Annotated in this window: 14 protein-coding genes; all 14 read right to left on the bottom strand. The window is 66.8% G+C overall.

Annotation, left to right across the window (positions count from 1 at the left end; translation table 11 throughout):
* Positions 1-79 precede the first annotated feature (79 nt).
* Positions 80-1,474 (bottom strand): dihydrolipoyl dehydrogenase, encoded by a 1,395-nt coding sequence (gene lpdA, locus M9978_RS03120; protein ID WP_254291402.1) that lies wholly within the window; start codon positions 1,472-1,474, stop codon positions 80-82.
* A 58-nt stretch (positions 1,475-1,532) separates the two neighbouring features.
* A complete protein-coding gene (gene odhB, locus M9978_RS03115; protein ID WP_254291401.1) occupies positions 1,533-2,759 on the bottom strand; it encodes a 2-oxoglutarate dehydrogenase complex dihydrolipoyllysine-residue succinyltransferase in 1,227 nt (408 codons plus the stop codon).
* A 26-nt stretch (positions 2,760-2,785) separates the two neighbouring features.
* Complete coding sequence (locus tag M9978_RS03110; protein ID WP_254291400.1) at positions 2,786-5,743, bottom strand: 2-oxoglutarate dehydrogenase E1 component; 2,958 nt, start codon at positions 5,741-5,743, stop codon at positions 2,786-2,788.
* A gap of 73 nt (positions 5,744-5,816) precedes the next feature.
* Positions 5,817-6,701, bottom strand: a complete 885-nt coding sequence (sucD, locus tag M9978_RS03105; RefSeq protein ID WP_254291399.1) for a succinate--CoA ligase subunit alpha — start codon at positions 6,699-6,701, stop codon at positions 5,817-5,819.
* Positions 6,702-7,043, bottom strand: a complete 342-nt coding sequence (locus tag M9978_RS03100) for a hypothetical protein (protein WP_254291398.1) — start codon at positions 7,041-7,043, stop codon at positions 6,702-6,704.
* Positions 7,044-7,277: a hypothetical protein gene (locus M9978_RS03095; RefSeq protein WP_254291397.1), complete on the bottom strand. Its 234-nt coding sequence runs from the start codon at positions 7,275-7,277 to the stop codon at positions 7,044-7,046.
* Complete coding sequence (mdh, locus tag M9978_RS03090) at positions 7,277-8,239, bottom strand: malate dehydrogenase (RefSeq protein WP_254291396.1); 963 nt, start codon at positions 8,237-8,239, stop codon at positions 7,277-7,279. The genes M9978_RS03095 and mdh overlap by 1 nt, the downstream gene beginning before the upstream one ends.
* A 320-nt stretch (positions 8,240-8,559) precedes the next feature.
* Positions 8,560-9,669: a cell division protein ZapE gene (gene zapE / locus M9978_RS03085; RefSeq protein WP_254291395.1), complete on the bottom strand. Its 1,110-nt coding sequence runs from the start codon at positions 9,667-9,669 to the stop codon at positions 8,560-8,562.
* Entirely contained in the window at positions 9,666-10,115 is a 450-nt protein-coding gene (locus M9978_RS03080) for a PaaI family thioesterase (protein ID WP_254291394.1), read from the bottom strand. Before M9978_RS03080 ends, zapE begins: the two co-directional genes overlap by 4 nt.
* Positions 10,112-11,068 (bottom strand): MBL fold metallo-hydrolase, encoded by a 957-nt coding sequence (locus M9978_RS03075; RefSeq protein WP_254291393.1) that lies wholly within the window; start codon positions 11,066-11,068, stop codon positions 10,112-10,114. Before M9978_RS03075 ends, M9978_RS03080 begins: the two co-directional genes overlap by 4 nt.
* On the bottom strand, positions 11,065-11,847 hold the full coding sequence (locus M9978_RS03070) for a succinate dehydrogenase iron-sulfur subunit (RefSeq protein WP_254291392.1): 783 nt from the start codon (positions 11,845-11,847) through the stop codon (positions 11,065-11,067). Before M9978_RS03070 ends, M9978_RS03075 begins: the two co-directional genes overlap by 4 nt.
* 19 nt (positions 11,848-11,866) lie before the next feature.
* The gene (gene creD / locus M9978_RS03065; RefSeq protein WP_254291391.1) at positions 11,867-13,249 is read right to left on the bottom strand and encodes a cell envelope integrity protein CreD; all 1,383 of its coding nucleotides are present in this window, start codon (positions 13,247-13,249) and stop codon (positions 11,867-11,869) included.
* An 85-nt stretch (positions 13,250-13,334) separates the two neighbouring features.
* Entirely contained in the window at positions 13,335-13,961 is a 627-nt protein-coding gene (locus tag M9978_RS03060; RefSeq protein ID WP_254291390.1) for an ATP-dependent Clp protease proteolytic subunit, read from the bottom strand.
* 38 nt (positions 13,962-13,999) lie between these two features.
* Complete coding sequence (locus M9978_RS03055; protein WP_254291389.1) at positions 14,000-14,992, bottom strand: C13 family peptidase; 993 nt, start codon at positions 14,990-14,992, stop codon at positions 14,000-14,002.
* Between the last annotated feature and the right edge of the window lie 33 nt (positions 14,993-15,025).

Here is a 15,025-nt window from a genome sequence, read left to right as displayed (position 1 = left end):
CGAACGGCGCTTTAAGCGCCGCCGGCCGGACGCGCCTAGTTCGCTGGCGATTAGCTGCGCTAATCGCTTTGCCGGCGCGTCAGATATGGATCGGCTTGCCAGTCACCGCCATCGCCGCTTCCTTGATCGCCTCGCTGTGCGTCGGGTGGGCGTGGCAGGTATAGGCGATGTCTTCGCTGGTTGCGCCGAATTCCATCGCCTGCGCGGCCTGCGCAACCATCGTGCCCGCGACCGAGGTGATGATCCACACGCCGAGCACGCGGTCGGTCTTGGCGTCGGCGATCACCTTCACGAAGCCATCGGGCTCGTGATTGGTCTTGGCGCGGCTGTTGCCGGCCATCGGGAACTTGCCAACCTTGACCTCGCCGCGCTCCCTGGCGGCTTCCTCGGTCAGGCCGACACCGGCGATCTCGGGCTTGGTATAGACGACCGAGGGGATGACGTCGTGGTTCACGATGCCGGTGAGGCCGGCGATGTTCTCGGCCACCGCGATGCCCTCGTCCTCGGCCTTGTGCGCGAGCATCGGGCCGGGGATGACGTCGCCGATCGCCCAGATGCCGGGGACGCTGGTGGCGAAGTCGTGATCGGTCTCGATCTGGCCGCGCTGGTTGACAGCGAGGCCAGCAACGTCGAGCGCGAGGCCGTCGGTGTTGGGCTTGCGGCCGATCGAAACGAGGACGTTGTCCGCCTCGATCGTTTCCGCCGCGCCGCCCTTGGCCGGTTTGACGGTGATGCTGGCCTTGCCGCCCTTGACGGTGACGCCGGTGACCTTGGTGCCGGTCCTGAACTCGATGCCCTGCTTCTTGAACAGCTTCTGCGATTCCTTGCGCACGTCGCCGTCGAAGCCGGGGAGGATCTGGTCGAGATATTCGACCACGGTGACCTTGGCGCCGACGCGGCGCCACACGCTGCCGAGCTCTAGCCCGATCACGCCACCGCCGATGACGACGAGATGCTCGGGCACCTTGGCCAGTTCGAGCGCGCCGGTGGAGTCGACCACGACCTTCTGGTCGATCTCGACGCCGGGGAGCGGGGTGACGCTGGAGCCGGTGGCGATGATGATGTTCTTCGCGCGGACCTCACGGTCGCCGACCTTGACCGAATCCTTGCCGGTAAAGGCGGCATAGCCCTTGAGCCATTCGACCTTGTTCTTCTTGAACAGGAATTCGATGCCGCCGGTCAGGCCCTTGATCGCATCGACGCGCTGCGCGTGCATCGCGTCGAGATCGAGTTCCACGGACCCCAGCTTGACGCCGAGCTTGGCGAGATGGCCGCCCGCGGCTTCCTCATACAGCTCCGACGCGTGGAGCAGCGCCTTGGACGGGATGCAGCCGACGTTGAGGCAGGTCCCGCCCAGCGTCTCGCGGCCTTCGGCGCAGGCGGTCTTGAGCCCCAGCTGCGCCGCGCGGATCGCGGCGACATAGCCGCCCGGGCCGGCACCGATCACGAGAACGTCGAAGTCGTATTCAGCCATTTCTTGCTCCGTTCGCCCCTTGTTGTCGGCGCGCGATGTGGGGACGTGCTCGGGTAAATTACAGGTCGATCAGCAGGCGCGTCGGGTCCTCGATCGCGTTCTTGAGCGCGACGAGGAACGTCACCGCCTCGCGACCGTCGATCAGGCGGTGGTCGTAGGACAAAGCGAGGTACATCATCGGGCGGATGACGATCTGGCCGTCGCGGACGACCGGGCGGTCCTCGATGCGGTGGAGGCCGAGGACGGCGCTCTGCGGCATGTTGATGATCGGGGTCGACATCAGCGAGCCGAACACGCCGCCGTTGGAGATGGTGAACGTGCCGCCCTTCATCTCTTCCATCTTGAGCGTGCCGTCCTTGGCGCGCTTGCCGAAATCGCCGATCGTCTTCTCGACCTGCGCGACGCTCATCTGGTCGGCGTCGCGGATGACGGGGACAACCAGACCCTGCGGCGCGGAGACGGCGACCGAGATGTCGGCATAGTCGTGATAGACGATCTCCTCGCCGTCGATCTGCGCGTTGACGGCGGGGATGTCCTTGAGCGCCATGCACGCGGCCTTCACGAAGAAGCCCATGAAGCCGAGGCGCACGCCGTGCTTCTTCTCGAACAGGTCCTTGTACTTGGTCCGCGCCTCGATGACGGCGGTCATGTCGACGTCGTTGAAGGTCGTGAGCAAAGCCGCGGTGTTCTGCGCGTCCTTGAGGCGGCGGGCGACGGTCTGGCGCAGGCGCGTCATGCGCACGCGCTCTTCCTTGCGGTCGCCCGTGGCCGGAGCCGCTGCGGGGGCAGGGGCGGGCGCCGCGGCCGGAGCGGGCGCGCTGGTCTTGGCCGAGGCGGCGGCGACGACATCGTCCTTGGTGATGCGGCCGTCCTTGCCGGTGCCGGTGACGGTCGAGGGGTCGACGCCATGTTCGAGCACCGCGCGGCGGACCGATGGGCTGAGCGCGGCGGCTTCGGAGCCGGGTTCGGCGGGTGCCTGTTGCGCTGGGGCGGCAGGCGCCGCGGCGGGCGCTTCAGCCCTGGGCGCGGGCGCCGGTGCCGTGCCTTCGCCGGCCTCGATCGTGCCGATCATCGCGCCGACATTGACGGTGTCGCCGACCTTGACCGCATGTGCGCCGAGCACGCCTGCGGCAGGCGCGCCGACTTCGACCGAGACCTTGTCGGTCTCGAGGCTGACGACGGGCTCATCGGCCTCGACGCGGTCGCCGGGCTGCTTGAGCCATTCGCCCACCGTCGCTTCGGTGATCGATTCGCCCAGCACGGGGACGAGGATTTCGGTTGCCATCGTTCAATCCTTCCTGGGGATCAGGTTCAAGCCCCGGCCTTGCCGGCGGTCTTGGGGTCTTCGGTCTTGCGTGCGCGGCGGATTTCCTCGCGCACATTATGGCCGAGCGCGTCGGCGACGAGCGCGCCCTGTTCGGCCTGGTGGCGCTTCATCAAGCCCGTGGCCGGCGAGGCGGCGGGCGCGCGGCCGGCATAGCGCGGGCGCTGCGGCTTGATGCCCGCCTCGACCATGCAGCCCTCGATGAACGGTTCGACGAAGAACCAGTAGCCGTTGTTCTTCGGTTCTTCCTGCGCCCACACCACCTCTTCGAGGTTGGTCATGCGCTTGAGGCGGGTGACCAGCGGCTCGCCGGGGAAGGGGTAAAGCTGCTCCAGCCGCACGATCGCGGTGTTCTTGTCGCCTGCGGCATCGCGCGCCTCGATCAGGTCATAAGCGACCTTGCCGGTGCACAGCACCAGACGCTTCACGTCCGTGTCGGCCGGAGCCGAGGGGTCGGACAGGATGCGCATGAAGTGCGTGTCGCCGGTGAAGTCCGCAGTCTTGCTGACCGCGAGCTTGTGGCGGAGCAGCGACTTGGGAGTCATGATGACCAGCGGCTTGCGGAAGTTGCGGTGCATCTGCCGGCGCAGCAGGTGGAAATAGTTCGCCGGGGTGGTGCAGTTGGCGACCTGCATATTGTCGCCCGCGCACAGCTGGAGGAAGCGCTCGGGGCGCGCCGAGCTGTGCTCAGGGCCCTGGCCTTCATAGCCGTGCGGGAGCAGCATCACGAGGCCGTTGGCGCGCAGCCACTTGGCCTCGCCCGCGGCGATGAACTGGTCGATCATGATCTGCGCGCCGTTGACGAAGTCGCCGAACTGCGCCTCCCACAGCACCAACGTCTTGGGGTCGGCGAGGGCATAGCCGTACTCGAAGCCGAGCACGCCATATTCGCTGAGCGGCGAGTCCAGCACCTCGAAGCGGCCGTGCGGGATTTCGCTGAGCGGGATGTACTTACGCTCATCGGTCTGGTCGACCCAGACGGCGTGGCGCTGCGAGAAGGTGCCGCGGCCCGAATCCTGACCCGACAAGCGCACGCCATAGCCTTCGGAGAGTAGCGCGCCGAACGCCAGCGCCTCGCCGGTCGCCCAGTCGAAATTCTCGCCCGACTTGAACATGCTCGCCTTGGCATCGAGCACGCGCAGCAGCGTCTTGTGCGGGGTCAGCCCCTCGGGAACGCTGGTGAGCGTGCGGCCGAGGCTGTCGAACAGCTTCTTGTCGACGCCGGTCTCGACGTTGCGGCGCGCGGTTTCCTCATCGACCGGCGCGCTCAGCCCCTGCCAGCGGCCGCCGAACCAGTCGGCCTTGTTCGCCTTGTAGCTCGCACCCGCGCCGAACTCGTCCTCGAGATGCGCGGTGAAGTCGGCGATGTGCTGGCCGGCGAACCCGCTATCGATCACGCCTTCGCCTTCGAGGCGCTTGGCATAGAGCTCGGCGACGCCGGGATGGCCCTTGATCTTGGCGTACATCAGCGGCTGCGTGAAGGACGGTTCGTCGCCCTCGTTATGGCCGAAGCGACGATAGCACCACATGTCGATCACGACGTCGCGCTTGAAGGTCTGGCGGTACTCGATCGCCATCTTGCACGCGAAGGTCACCGCCTCGGGATCGTCGCCATTGACGTGGAAGATCGGCGCCATCACGCCCTTCGCCACGTCCGACGGATAGGGCGAGGAGCGCGCGAATTGCGGGCTCGTCGTGAAGCCGATCTGGTTGTTGATGATGAAGTGGATGCAGCCGCCGGTATTGTAGCCGCGGATGCCCGAGAAGCCGAGGCACTCCCACACGATGCCCTGACCCGCGAACGCGGCGTCGCCGTGCAGCAGCACGGGGAGCACCTGCTGGTGATCGGCGAGGTCGTTGCGGTTGGTCTGCTGCGCGCGGACCTTGCCGAGCACGACCGGGTCGGCGGCTTCGAGGTGCGAGGGGTTGGCGACGAGCGACATATGGACGCTGACGCCGTCAAACTCGCGGTCGGTGCTGGTGCCGAGGTGGTACTTGACGTCGCCCGAGCCGCCAATGTCGTCGGGATTGGCCGAGCCGCCGGCGAATTCGTGGAAGATGACCTTGTACGGCTTGGCCATCACGTTCGCGAGCATGTTGAGACGCCCACGGTGCGCCATGCCATAGACGATCTCGCGCACGCCGAGCTGGCCGCCGTACTTGATGATCGCTTCCATCGCCGGAATCATCGACTCGCCGCCGTCGAGGCCGAAGCGCTTCGTGCCGACATATTTCTTGCCGCAGAATTTCTCCCACTGCTCGGCCTCGATGACCTTGGAGAGAATTGCCTTCTTACCCTCGGGCGTGAACTCGATCGCCTTGTGCTGGCCCTCGATCCGGTCCTGCAGGAAGCGGCGCTCCTCGACATCGGCGATGTGCATATATTCGAGGCCGACATTGCCGCAGTAGTTGCGGCGCAGGATCGCGACGATCTCGCGCACGCTCGCCTTTTCGAGGCCGAGCGTGCCGCCGAGAAAGATCGGACGGTCGAGATCGGCGGCGGTGAAGCCGTGATATTCGGGCGTCAGGTCAGCGGGCAGGTCCTGCTTGGACAGGCCGAGCGGGTCGAGATTGGCCGCCAGATGCCCGCGCACGCGATAGGTGCGGATCAGCAGCATCGCGCGGATCGAATCGTTCGCGGCGCTGGCGATGTCGGCGGTGGAGGCAGCGGGCTTGGCAGGCGCGGCGCCGGCCTTGGCGGGCTTGGGCGCGGGCTCCATCTGGGTCGGGTCGAGCGCAGCGGTGAGCGCGTCGGTGTCCTTGACCGGCCAGGACGCGTTCGCCCAGCTGGGACCGGTTACCGCGCCTTCCAGACCGTCGAACCAGTCGCGCCAGCCGGACTCGATCGCGGAAGGGTCGGCCTTCCACTTCGCATACAGCGTCTCGACGAACGCCGGGCTCACGCCCCCGGCGATCTCCGCGAAATCGAGCCCTTCATAGCCCATCGGTCGTTCCCATCATCCGTTCGTCCCGAACCATGGGACGGTGAGGACGCCCCCGCCGGGGCGCCCGCTTCAGTTAGGCCTTCAACGCCTCGAGCAGCGTCTCGCCCAACAGGCTCGGCGACTGGCTCACGCGGATGCCGGCGGCTTCCATCGCCGCGATCTTGCTCTCGGCATCGCCCTTGCCGCCCGACACGATCGCGCCGGCATGGCCCATGCGGCGGCCCGGAGGCGCCGTGCGGCCCGCGATGAAGCCCGCCATCGGCTTCTTGCGGCCCTTCTTGGCCTCGTCGATCAGGAACTGCGCGGCCTGCTCCTCGGCGTCGCCGCCGATCTCGCCGATCATGATAATCGACTGGGTCGCGTCATCGGCCAGGAACAGCTCGAGCACGTCGATGAAGTTGGTGCCGTTGACCGGATCGCCGCCGATGCCGACCGCGGTGGTCTGGCCGAGGCCGGCATTGGTGGTCTGGAACACCGCCTCATAGGTCAGCGTGCCCGAGCGCGAGACGACGCCGACGCTGCCCTTGGAAAAGATGTTGCCCGGCATGATGCCGATCTTGCATTCGCCCGGCGTCAGCAGGCCGGGGCAGTTCGGCCCGATCAGGCGCGACTTGGAACCCGACAGCGCGCGCTTGACCTTCACCATGTCGAGCACCGGAATGCCCTCGGTGATGCAGACGATCAGCGGGACTTCGGCGTCGATCGCCTCGAGGATCGAGTCGGCGGCGAAGGGGGGCGGAACATAGATCACGCTGGCGTCGGCGCCGGTGCGCTCGACGGCTTCGGCGACGGTGTCGAACACCGGCAGGTCGAGATGGGTGGTGCCGCCCTTGCCCGGCGTGACGCCGCCGACCATCTTAGTGCCATAGGCGAGCGCGGTCTGGGTGTGGAAGCTGCCGGTCTCACCGGTCATGCCCTGCGTGATGACCTTGGTGTTCTTGTCGATAAGAATGGACATTCAAAAGCCTCCAATGGCTTGGGAAACCAGGATCAGGCCCTGGATGCCGAATTGCGCGCCGAGCGGATTGTCGCGCGGCACATAGGTGATTTCGAGCGTGACGCCGTCCTGCCACGGCTCCCAATGCAGCTTCGCCGCATTGCCGGCGCCGGTTACGCCGGACGGCCCCTTGCCGACCCAGCCCGATACGGCCTCCGTGGTCGGGGCGGCGGGGGCGTCGAGGTCGTAGGCGCGGCAGCCATTGGCCCAGCCGTCCTTGCCGTCGATCTTGAACTCGACGCGGCTGGTGGCGAGCCATACGTCGCGGCCGTCGAACTTGTGGCGGAACAGCTGGCCCGACATCTACGCGGTCGGCTCTTCCTTCTTCACCGCGTCGAGCCCCTTGGCGAGGATCGCGGCGATGCGCGGATCGGCGCTGGCCGGGGTGACCTCGGTCCAGCCCGCGGCGAGCGCGGCCTTGCCGACGCCATCGAACTGGCGGACGTTGAAGCAGGCCGCCTTGAACGCATCGAACAGCGGCGAAGGCGTTGCCTGCGCCGCTGCTGCGATGATTGCGAAGGCGGCGACTGCCGACATCAGTTCAGCGAGCTGTCGATGCCCTTGCAGGCGACCAGCAGTTCCTTGACCGCGTCGACCGACACGGCGAGGTTCGCCTTGGCTTCGTCGTTGAGCTTGATCTCGATGACCTTCTCGACGCCGTCCTTGCCGATGATCACCGGCACGCCGACGTAAAGGTCATCGACGCCATATTGGCCGGTCAGGTGAACCGCCGCCGGGATCACGCGCTTCTGGTCGTAGAGATAGCTTTCCGCCATCGCGATGCCGCTGGTGGCGGGGGCGTAGAAGGCCGAGCCGGTCTTGAGCAGGCCGACGATCTCGCCGCCGCCCGAACGCGTGCGCTGGACGATCGCGTCGATGCGTTCCTTGGTCGAGAAGCCCATTTCGATCAGGTCGGGGACGGGGATGCCGCTGACGGTGGAATATTCGATCACCGGGACCATGGTGTCGCCATGGCCGCCGAGGACGAACGAGTTGACGTCCTTGACCGAGACCTTGAACTCGTCGGCGAGGAAGTGGCTGAAGCGCGCGCTGTCCAGCACGCCGGCCATGCCGACGACCTTCTGATGCGGCAGACCCGAGAATTCGCGCAGCGCCCACACCATCGCGTCGAGCGGGTTGGTGATGCAGATGACGAAGGCGTCGGGGGCGTTGGCGGCGATGCCCTCGCCGACGGCCTTCATGACCTTGAGGTTGATGCCGAGCAGGTCGTCGCGGCTCATGCCCGGCTTGCGCGCGACGCCGGCGGTGACGATGATGACGTCCGCGCCCGCGATGTCGGCATAGTCGTTGGTGCCGGTGATGCTGGCGTCGAAGCCTTCGACCGGGCCGCACTGCGAAAGATCGAGCGCCTTGCCCTGCGGCACGCCCTCGACCACGTCGAACAGCACGATGTCACCCAGACCCTTGAGCGCGGCGAGATGGGCGAGCGTGCCGCCGATGTTGCCGGCGCCGATGAGCGCGATCTTCTTGCGGGCCAATGGAACCTCCCTCGTATCGTCGTTGGGCGGCTCTGTTGCGTGTGGGCCGCACGGGAACGGGGGCGCCTTAGGCCGATTGTCCCCCTACGGCAACAGGGGAAATGGGGGTTGTCAAGGAAATCTTTGCAGTTGCGAATTAATTGCAATAAATGATTTGAGGGCCTTAGCGCTCCCTCGTCACCCCGGCCTTGTGCCGGGGTCCACCGTGCGGCAAGCGGTGCATTCAGAGGCTCTAGCGCATGCCGCGCGGCGGCGTGGACCCCGGCACAAGGCCGGGGTGACGATTATCTGGTATCGGACGAGGCTCGGCGAGGCGAACGTCAGGCCTCGCCGTGCCCCAGTGCCAGATACTCCTCGGACTGCATCTCCATCAGCCGGCTCACCGTGCGTTCGAACTCGAACTTGCCGTCGCCTTCGCGGTACAGGTCGATCGGCGCGGCGTCGGCCATCGCCAGCAGCTTGACCTTGTGCTCGTAGAGAGCGTCGATCAGCGTCACGAAGCGCGCGGCCTCGTTGCGGTTCTCAGGCCCCAGACGCGGAATGCCGACCATGATGACGGTGTGATAGCGCCGCGCGATGGCGAGATAGTCGGCCGCGCCGCGCGGCTCGCCGCACAGGCGCCTGAACGAGAAGACCGCGACGCCCTTGAGGCTCTTGGGGACGTGCAGCGTGCGGCCCTGAACCTCGATCTCCTCGGTCGGGACATGCGCGCGGTCCTCGGGCGGATAGTCGGTCAGGCGGAAGAAGGCGGCGGAGAGCGTGGCGGTATTGGCCGGGCTGTTGGGGACGAGCCACATGTCCATCACGCCGAGCCGGTCGCGGCGGTAGTCGGTCGGGCCGTTGAGCGGCAGGACGTCGAGCTTGTCCTTGAGCAATGCGATGAACGGCAGGAAGCTGTCGCGCTGGAGTCCGTCCTTGTAGAGGTCCTGCGGCGGGCGGTTCGAGGTCGCCACGACGCTCAGCCCCTCCGCCATCATCGCCGTGAACAGGCGGCTGAGGATCATCGCGTCGGCGGTGTTGTTGATCACCATCTCATCGAAGGCGAGCAGACGCAAATCCTCCGCCAGTGCTTTCGCGACGGGCGCGATCGGGTCGCCGGCTTCCTTCTTGCGCTCCTCGGCGATGCGCGAATGCACCTCGATCATGAATTCGTGGAAATGGACGCGGCGCTTGCGCTCGATTTTCACGGCGCCGAACAGCAGGTCCATCAGCATCGACTTGCCGCGCCCGACGCCGCCCCACAGATAGACGCCGCGAGGCGCCTGTGGGGGCTTTCCAGCGAGGCGCCAGAGGATGCTGCCCTTGCGCGGGCCTTGTTCGAGCTCGCGGGCGAGTGTGTCGAGCCGGCGCGCGGCGGCGGCCTGGTCGGGATCGCGGCGCAGCTCGCCGGCCGCGACCAGCGCGTCGTAACGGGCGAGAACCTGAGTCATTTGGGCGGTGATGATTTGCGCATGGTGCCGGTGAAGCTGGCGAGTATGTTCTCGTCCTGCTTCACGAGGCCGCGCATGAACAGCAGGCGGCCGGTTTCGCGCAGTAATTCCACCTCGGCAACAATTGGATCGCCGATCCGGCTGGTGCCGATGAACTGTGCGGAGAGGTCAAGGGTCGCCGCGCCGCCGCCCTCCATCACGCCGAGGCTGTGCGCGGCGGCGAACAGCGCCACGTCCATGAAGGCGAGCAGCGCGCCGCCATGCGTGGAATCGCGCAGGTTCGAATGGCGCCGCTCGGGGACCATGCGCACCAGCGCGCGCCGATCATCGATCAGCCTGCCCCAGACCGGGCCGAGCAGGGCGCTGAAGCGGGTTTCGTCGCCGTTGTCCCAGCGCTTCCAGCCGGGCAGGTCGGGGTCGTCGATAAAAGCGTACCGATCGCTCATGCCGCGCAATTCCTGTCGAGTTCGCCGCCGCGGATGCGCGTAACATAATAGGTCGCCATCGATAGCGTGCGCACTTGCTCCGCCGCGCTGAGCACGTGCGAGAGTGGATCGTGCCAGCCGGTCGCGCAAGCGCTCGCCAGCCGGTCGCTGCGTGCGCAATCGAGAAATGCGCCGAACGCGCGCCGCCAGCTTTCGAACCCGGCGCGGGTCATCGGTGACCCGTGGCCGGGGACCAGCGTAACGAACGGCACGGCAGCGACTTGGTCGAGCGCCTTGCGCCAGCCGTCGGGACAGGCCGTGTCGAGAAACGGGACGGGCATCGTCACCAGATCGCCGGCGATCAGCACGCGCGTGCCGGGGTCGTAAAGCCAGACGTCGCGGCCGGTCGCGGCGCCACGGGCCAGCTTGATCTCGATCGGCTTGCGCAGGGCGGTGATCGTGCCGGATCGCGTGATGACATCGTCAGGCCGCAATTCCTGCCCGCGCGTGAAGGTGGCGAGATCGCCGCGGACTTCACTGGCCATCGGTTCGGGGATTTTGCCTGCGTCCAGAGCCGCGCGGGCGCTGTCGGCACTGCGCTGGAGGAAGCCGGTCAGCGCGCCGTCGATCGCATCGCTGGCGGAGACGCGCACCTTGGGGTTCTTTGCCTTGAGTGCGAGGTTGCCGCTGACATGATCGAGATGCCAGTGGGTGTTGACGATCTGCACCAGCGGTTTGTTGAGCGCGGCGATGGCGGCCTCGATCTTCGCGGCGTGGCTGGCGTGGCGGCCAGTATCCACCAGCAGCAGCGCGTCGTCGCTCTCGAAGATCACGCTGTTGCCATCGGGCTGCTTGCCGGCTTCGTAACCGCCCGCGATCAGCCACACGCCCGGCGCGACCGGCCTGGCGTCCTGCGCGGCGGCCGGGGCCGCAAGGCACAGGAGCGCGGCAAGCCAGGCGCGCGTTCCGATCAAACGATCCGCTCGGCTTCCATCTTCTTGATCTCGGCGATCGCCTTGGCGGGGCTGAGGCCCTTGGGGCAGACGTTCGCGCAGTTCATGATCGTGTGGCAGCGATAGAGGCGGAAGGGATCTTCCAGCTCGTCGAGCCGCTCGCCAGTCATCTCGTCGCGGCTGTCGGCGAGCCAGCGATAGGCTTGCAGCAGGATCGCCGGGCCGAGGAAGCGGTCGCTGTTCCACCAATAGCTCGGGCACGAGGTCGAGCAGCAGGCGCACAGGATGCACTCGTACATGCCGTCGAGCTTGGCGCGATCCTCCGGCGACTGGAGCCGCTCCTTGCCCGAAGGCGGCGGGGAGACGGTCTTCAGCCAGGGCTGGATCGAGGCATATTGCGCGTAGAAGTGCGTGAAGTCGGGCACCAGATCCTTGACCACGTCCATCGCGGGCAGCGGGGTGATGCGGATGTCGCCCCTTATGTCCTCGATCGCCGTCGTGCAGGCGAGGCCGTTCTTGCCGTCCATGTTCATCGAGCACGACCCGCAAATGCCCTCGCGGCACGAGCGGCGGAAGGTGAGCGAGGGGTCGATCTCCGACTTGATCTTGATCAGCGCGTCGAGAACCATCGGCCCGCAATCGTCGAGGTCGATCGTGAAATTGTCGTAGCGCGGATTCTCGCCCGAGTCGGGATCGTAGCGGTAGATGGTGAAGGTGCGCGCGCGCGTCGCGCCCTGCGGGGCCGGATGGGTCTTGCCCTTCTTGATCTTGCTGTTCTTGGGAAGGACGAAATCAGCCATCTGAAACCCCGCTTTTCACTCAGGTGGAGGGGGCTGCGCGACGGCCGCCCCACTCCAAATTGCGCGTCAGATACATAACAGCTGCCAAGGCTGCAAACAGAAGGATCGATCCGATCAGCAACGAATAGGCTTCGAGGCTGAGCAGCACGTAGAGCACGCCGTACAGCGCGACCAGCAAGGCGGCGATGAACCCGGCGCGCTTGCGGCTTTTCAGCACCGCGGCGGAATAGGCGGTGAGCAAGGCGATGATCGCGCCGCCGGCGACGAGATAGGCCGGGGTGAAGCCGATCACCTCGGCAAAGGCGAGCAGCAGGACGAAGAACAGCACGAGGCCGGCGCCGACGAGAAGATATTCGACCGCCGAGACGCGCACGCCCGCGACGACGTCGAACATCAGGAACGCCATGAAGGTGAAGCCGATGAACAGGAAGCCGTATTTCACGCTGCGGTTGACCTGGCTGTAGAGGTCTACGGGCTGGATCAGGCCGACCTGCGCTTCCGAGGTCGGGGTGGCGCCTGACATGCGGCTGTAGGGCGTTTCGGGCGCGCGCAGCTCAACCGCCGAGTCGCTGGTGCTGACCAATGTCGTGCCGAGTGCGAGGTTGGAGATCTTGTAGGTCGCGCTGAAGCCGTCCGGCGTCACGCTGCGCGCTTCGGGAAGGAAGCCGCCGGTGAAGCTCGGATGCTGCCAGGGCGAAGTCACCGTCCAGCGCGTGGCACCGGCGCGCGGGGCGAGAGCGATGACGGAATGGCCGCGCAGCGCGAAGCCGAACTCGACCGCGATCGGGCGGGTGGTCAGCGGCGTGGCATCGAGGCCGGTGAAGAAGCCCGAGCCATTGGTGGCAGCAAGGCCGTTGCCCGGCTGCGCCGCGGCGGACTGGCCGTCGATGACGATGCGATTGGCGGGTTTGAGCCCGCGCGGGTCGGCGACGCCGAAGCGCAGCTCGGCCTTGTCGAACATGAGGGTCGCGACGTCCACGCCGAGCCGGCCCGTGTCGGCGGGGAGGCGGAACTGCGCCTTGCCCGAGACCTCGGCGTCATAGACCACCGCTTCGTAGATCGAGCGCGAGCGGCGTTCCGGCTTGACCCTGGTATCGATCTCGAGCGCGGCGGGGGCGAGGAACAGCTCGCGCCGCTGGACGGAGGTGCGGGTGACGGGCTTGCCATTCTCCTGCACCGTCTCGGTCACCTGCGCGTCATAGGGGATCGCGATCAGCGGCCCGGCCAGCGTTTGCGGCCCGCCCCAGCCCTCGGAGATCGAGGTGCGCGCGGTTTCCGACTGAGTCTGGCGATCCCAGTTCAACAGGTAGATCGAAAAGAGCGGGATCGAGAGCAGCGCGCCGACGAGCAGCGCCAGCAGCAATTTCATGGCATGTGAACGTTCGGGCAGATCGGTGTCCATGGTCGACTCCAGCCGGTGGAGTGCGATGCGTAACGCAATGCCGCGTGAGCGTCATGAGGGGCAGGTGAGCTTTTGCTGAGCGCGGTCAGATGACGTCGAGGACCAGCCCCAGATCGCGCGCTTCCTCGGCCTCCAGATAGAGGTTGGCCGGGGCCTTTTGGCATATCGCCTCGAACGTGATCTTCGATCCGGCGACGATGTCGCGAAAGCCCTCCTCCTCGATGCGGATCGATTCCTCGATCTCGTGCAGCTTGGCGCGGAGGGTGGGAAGGAGCGTCTTTAGTGAGCCTTCGAGATGGAGGTCCTGGCTCAGCTTGCGCTCGTGGATCATGATACGCGTGCCGCGCGTCAGGAAACGCTTGTCGACCGGGAAATGCGCCATGAACGTCGCGCCCGCGGAATAGACCGCAACCTTGCCGAGGAACAGCGTCTCGCGGTCTTCGAACTCGCGGATCAGCCGCACCTCGTCGCCCATCAGCCGCGCGACCTCCGGGTCGCCGCCAAGCGTCGAAATGGCGAAGACGAGCATGCCTGTGGACGGAGCGGCCTCGAGCTGCTCGCGGAAGCTCTGGTACATCGCTTGATCGACGGGGCCGGACAGGCAGACATGCGGGCGCGCGAGCAGCGGGTAGTTGACGCTGTTGGGGGTATCGGCCGGCGTTTCCTGCACTGAAGCAGCTGATTGCGGGGCAGAATCGGCGAAATCGGTCATGCCCCGCGCAACCGACGGCGCGCGGGGAGGTTCCGCGCCTAACGGCGCTGCAACTCGCTCAGGCTGTCGACTGACGGGCGACCGACCGGTGCGGTCGCGACCTTGGGCATACGCGCTTCCAGGGGCGTGAGCCAGTTGCCGACCTCGACCCCGATGCTCTGCTGGGGCAGCGATGGCTTTAGATCGCCCTGCCGTTCCCACTGGCGGATCAGCGACACGGCTTCGTTCGCGGCGGTGCCGAGCGGTTGCGGTTTGCGCAGCGCACGGTTGATCATCGCATCGCCGAAAAAGGTCCAGTCATTCTCGGCCATGCAGCCGAAGGACGAACGGTCGGACGAGGCGGCGCTGAAGATCGCGGTCTGCGGCCCCGACAGCACCGGCACGAACACGCCCGAATAACAGGCGCTGATGATCAGCAGCCGGCGTTCGATCCCGAACGCATCGAACAGGCGGGAGAGCCGGGTGGGCGAGATCGCGCCATAGCCCTCGTTACCGTCATTATAGACCACGCCGAACGGCGCCCCGTGGCTGGTGGTGTAGAGGATCAGCACGTCCTCGGCCGGATCCATCGTCTCGGCGATGCGGGCGAGCGCGGCCTCGATATTGTGCGGCGAGCCCATCGGCAGCGGGGAGGGCGCGCTGCCGTCGCTGCCGCCGAGCGTGATCGTCCGTCCCGCGGCGTCATAGCGGCGGGCGAGGACCCTGGTGGCTTCGCGCGCCTCGCGACCGAAAACCGGGTCGCTGTCGAGCGCGACCGAGAGCACATAGGCGTCGACCACGCCCTTGCGCTGCGGCGCGAGCGTGGCGAGCGCGCGGGCGAGGCGGCGATGCTCGGCAAGGGCATGGCGCGCGGGGCGGTCGCGCTCGATCTGCGTGCCGCCATTGGCCTGCTGGACGATCTCGAACTCGGTCGAGCGCGCCATGCCGGGAGGCGGCGGGGCGGTATGCTGGGGCGGGGAATAGGGTTGTTGCTGGGCGGAGGCGGTGGGGAGCAGTGCGAGGACGGCGGCAAGTGGCAGCAACAGGCGCATCGATGGTCCCCCGAAGACTTGGCGCAGAGTGAA

Source organism: Sphingomonas tagetis (genome assembly GCF_024211275.1).
Taxonomy (GTDB): Bacteria; Pseudomonadota; Alphaproteobacteria; order Sphingomonadales; family Sphingomonadaceae; genus Sphingomonas; species Sphingomonas tagetis.
Note: the sequence above shows the minus strand (reverse complement) of the source record. Positions and strands in the feature narration are given on the sequence as shown.

Bases quoted from the DNA above. Each gene is read 5' to 3' on its own strand.
- M9978_RS03100 (WP_254291398.1), bottom strand. From the start codon at position 7,043: ATGTCGGGCCAGCTGTTCCGCCACAAGTTCGACGGCCGCGACGTATGG.
- creD (WP_254291391.1), bottom strand. From the start codon at position 13,249: ATGGACACCGATCTGCCCGAACGTTCACATGCCATGAAATTGCTGCTG.
- sucD (WP_254291399.1), bottom strand. From the start codon at position 6,701: ATGTCCATTCTTATCGACAAGAACACCAAGGTCATCACGCAGGGCATG.
- M9978_RS03055 (WP_254291389.1), bottom strand. From the start codon at position 14,992: ATGCGCCTGTTGCTGCCACTTGCCGCCGTCCTCGCACTGCTCCCCACC.
- M9978_RS03060 (WP_254291390.1), bottom strand. From the start codon at position 13,961: ATGACCGATTTCGCCGATTCTGCCCCGCAATCAGCTGCTTCAGTGCAG.
- lpdA (WP_254291402.1), bottom strand. From the start codon at position 1,474: ATGGCTGAATACGACTTCGACGTTCTCGTGATCGGTGCCGGCCCGGGC.
- M9978_RS03080 (WP_254291394.1), bottom strand. From the start codon at position 10,115: ATGAGCGATCGGTACGCTTTTATCGACGACCCCGACCTGCCCGGCTGG.
- M9978_RS03070 (WP_254291392.1), bottom strand. From the start codon at position 11,847: ATGGCTGATTTCGTCCTTCCCAAGAACAGCAAGATCAAGAAGGGCAAG.
- odhB (WP_254291401.1), bottom strand. From the start codon at position 2,759: ATGGCAACCGAAATCCTCGTCCCCGTGCTGGGCGAATCGATCACCGAA.
- zapE (WP_254291395.1), bottom strand. From the start codon at position 9,669: ATGACTCAGGTTCTCGCCCGTTACGACGCGCTGGTCGCGGCCGGCGAG.
- M9978_RS03095 (WP_254291397.1), bottom strand. From the start codon at position 7,277: ATGTCGGCAGTCGCCGCCTTCGCAATCATCGCAGCAGCGGCGCAGGCA.
- M9978_RS03110 (WP_254291400.1), bottom strand. From the start codon at position 5,743: ATGGGCTATGAAGGGCTCGATTTCGCGGAGATCGCCGGGGGCGTGAGC.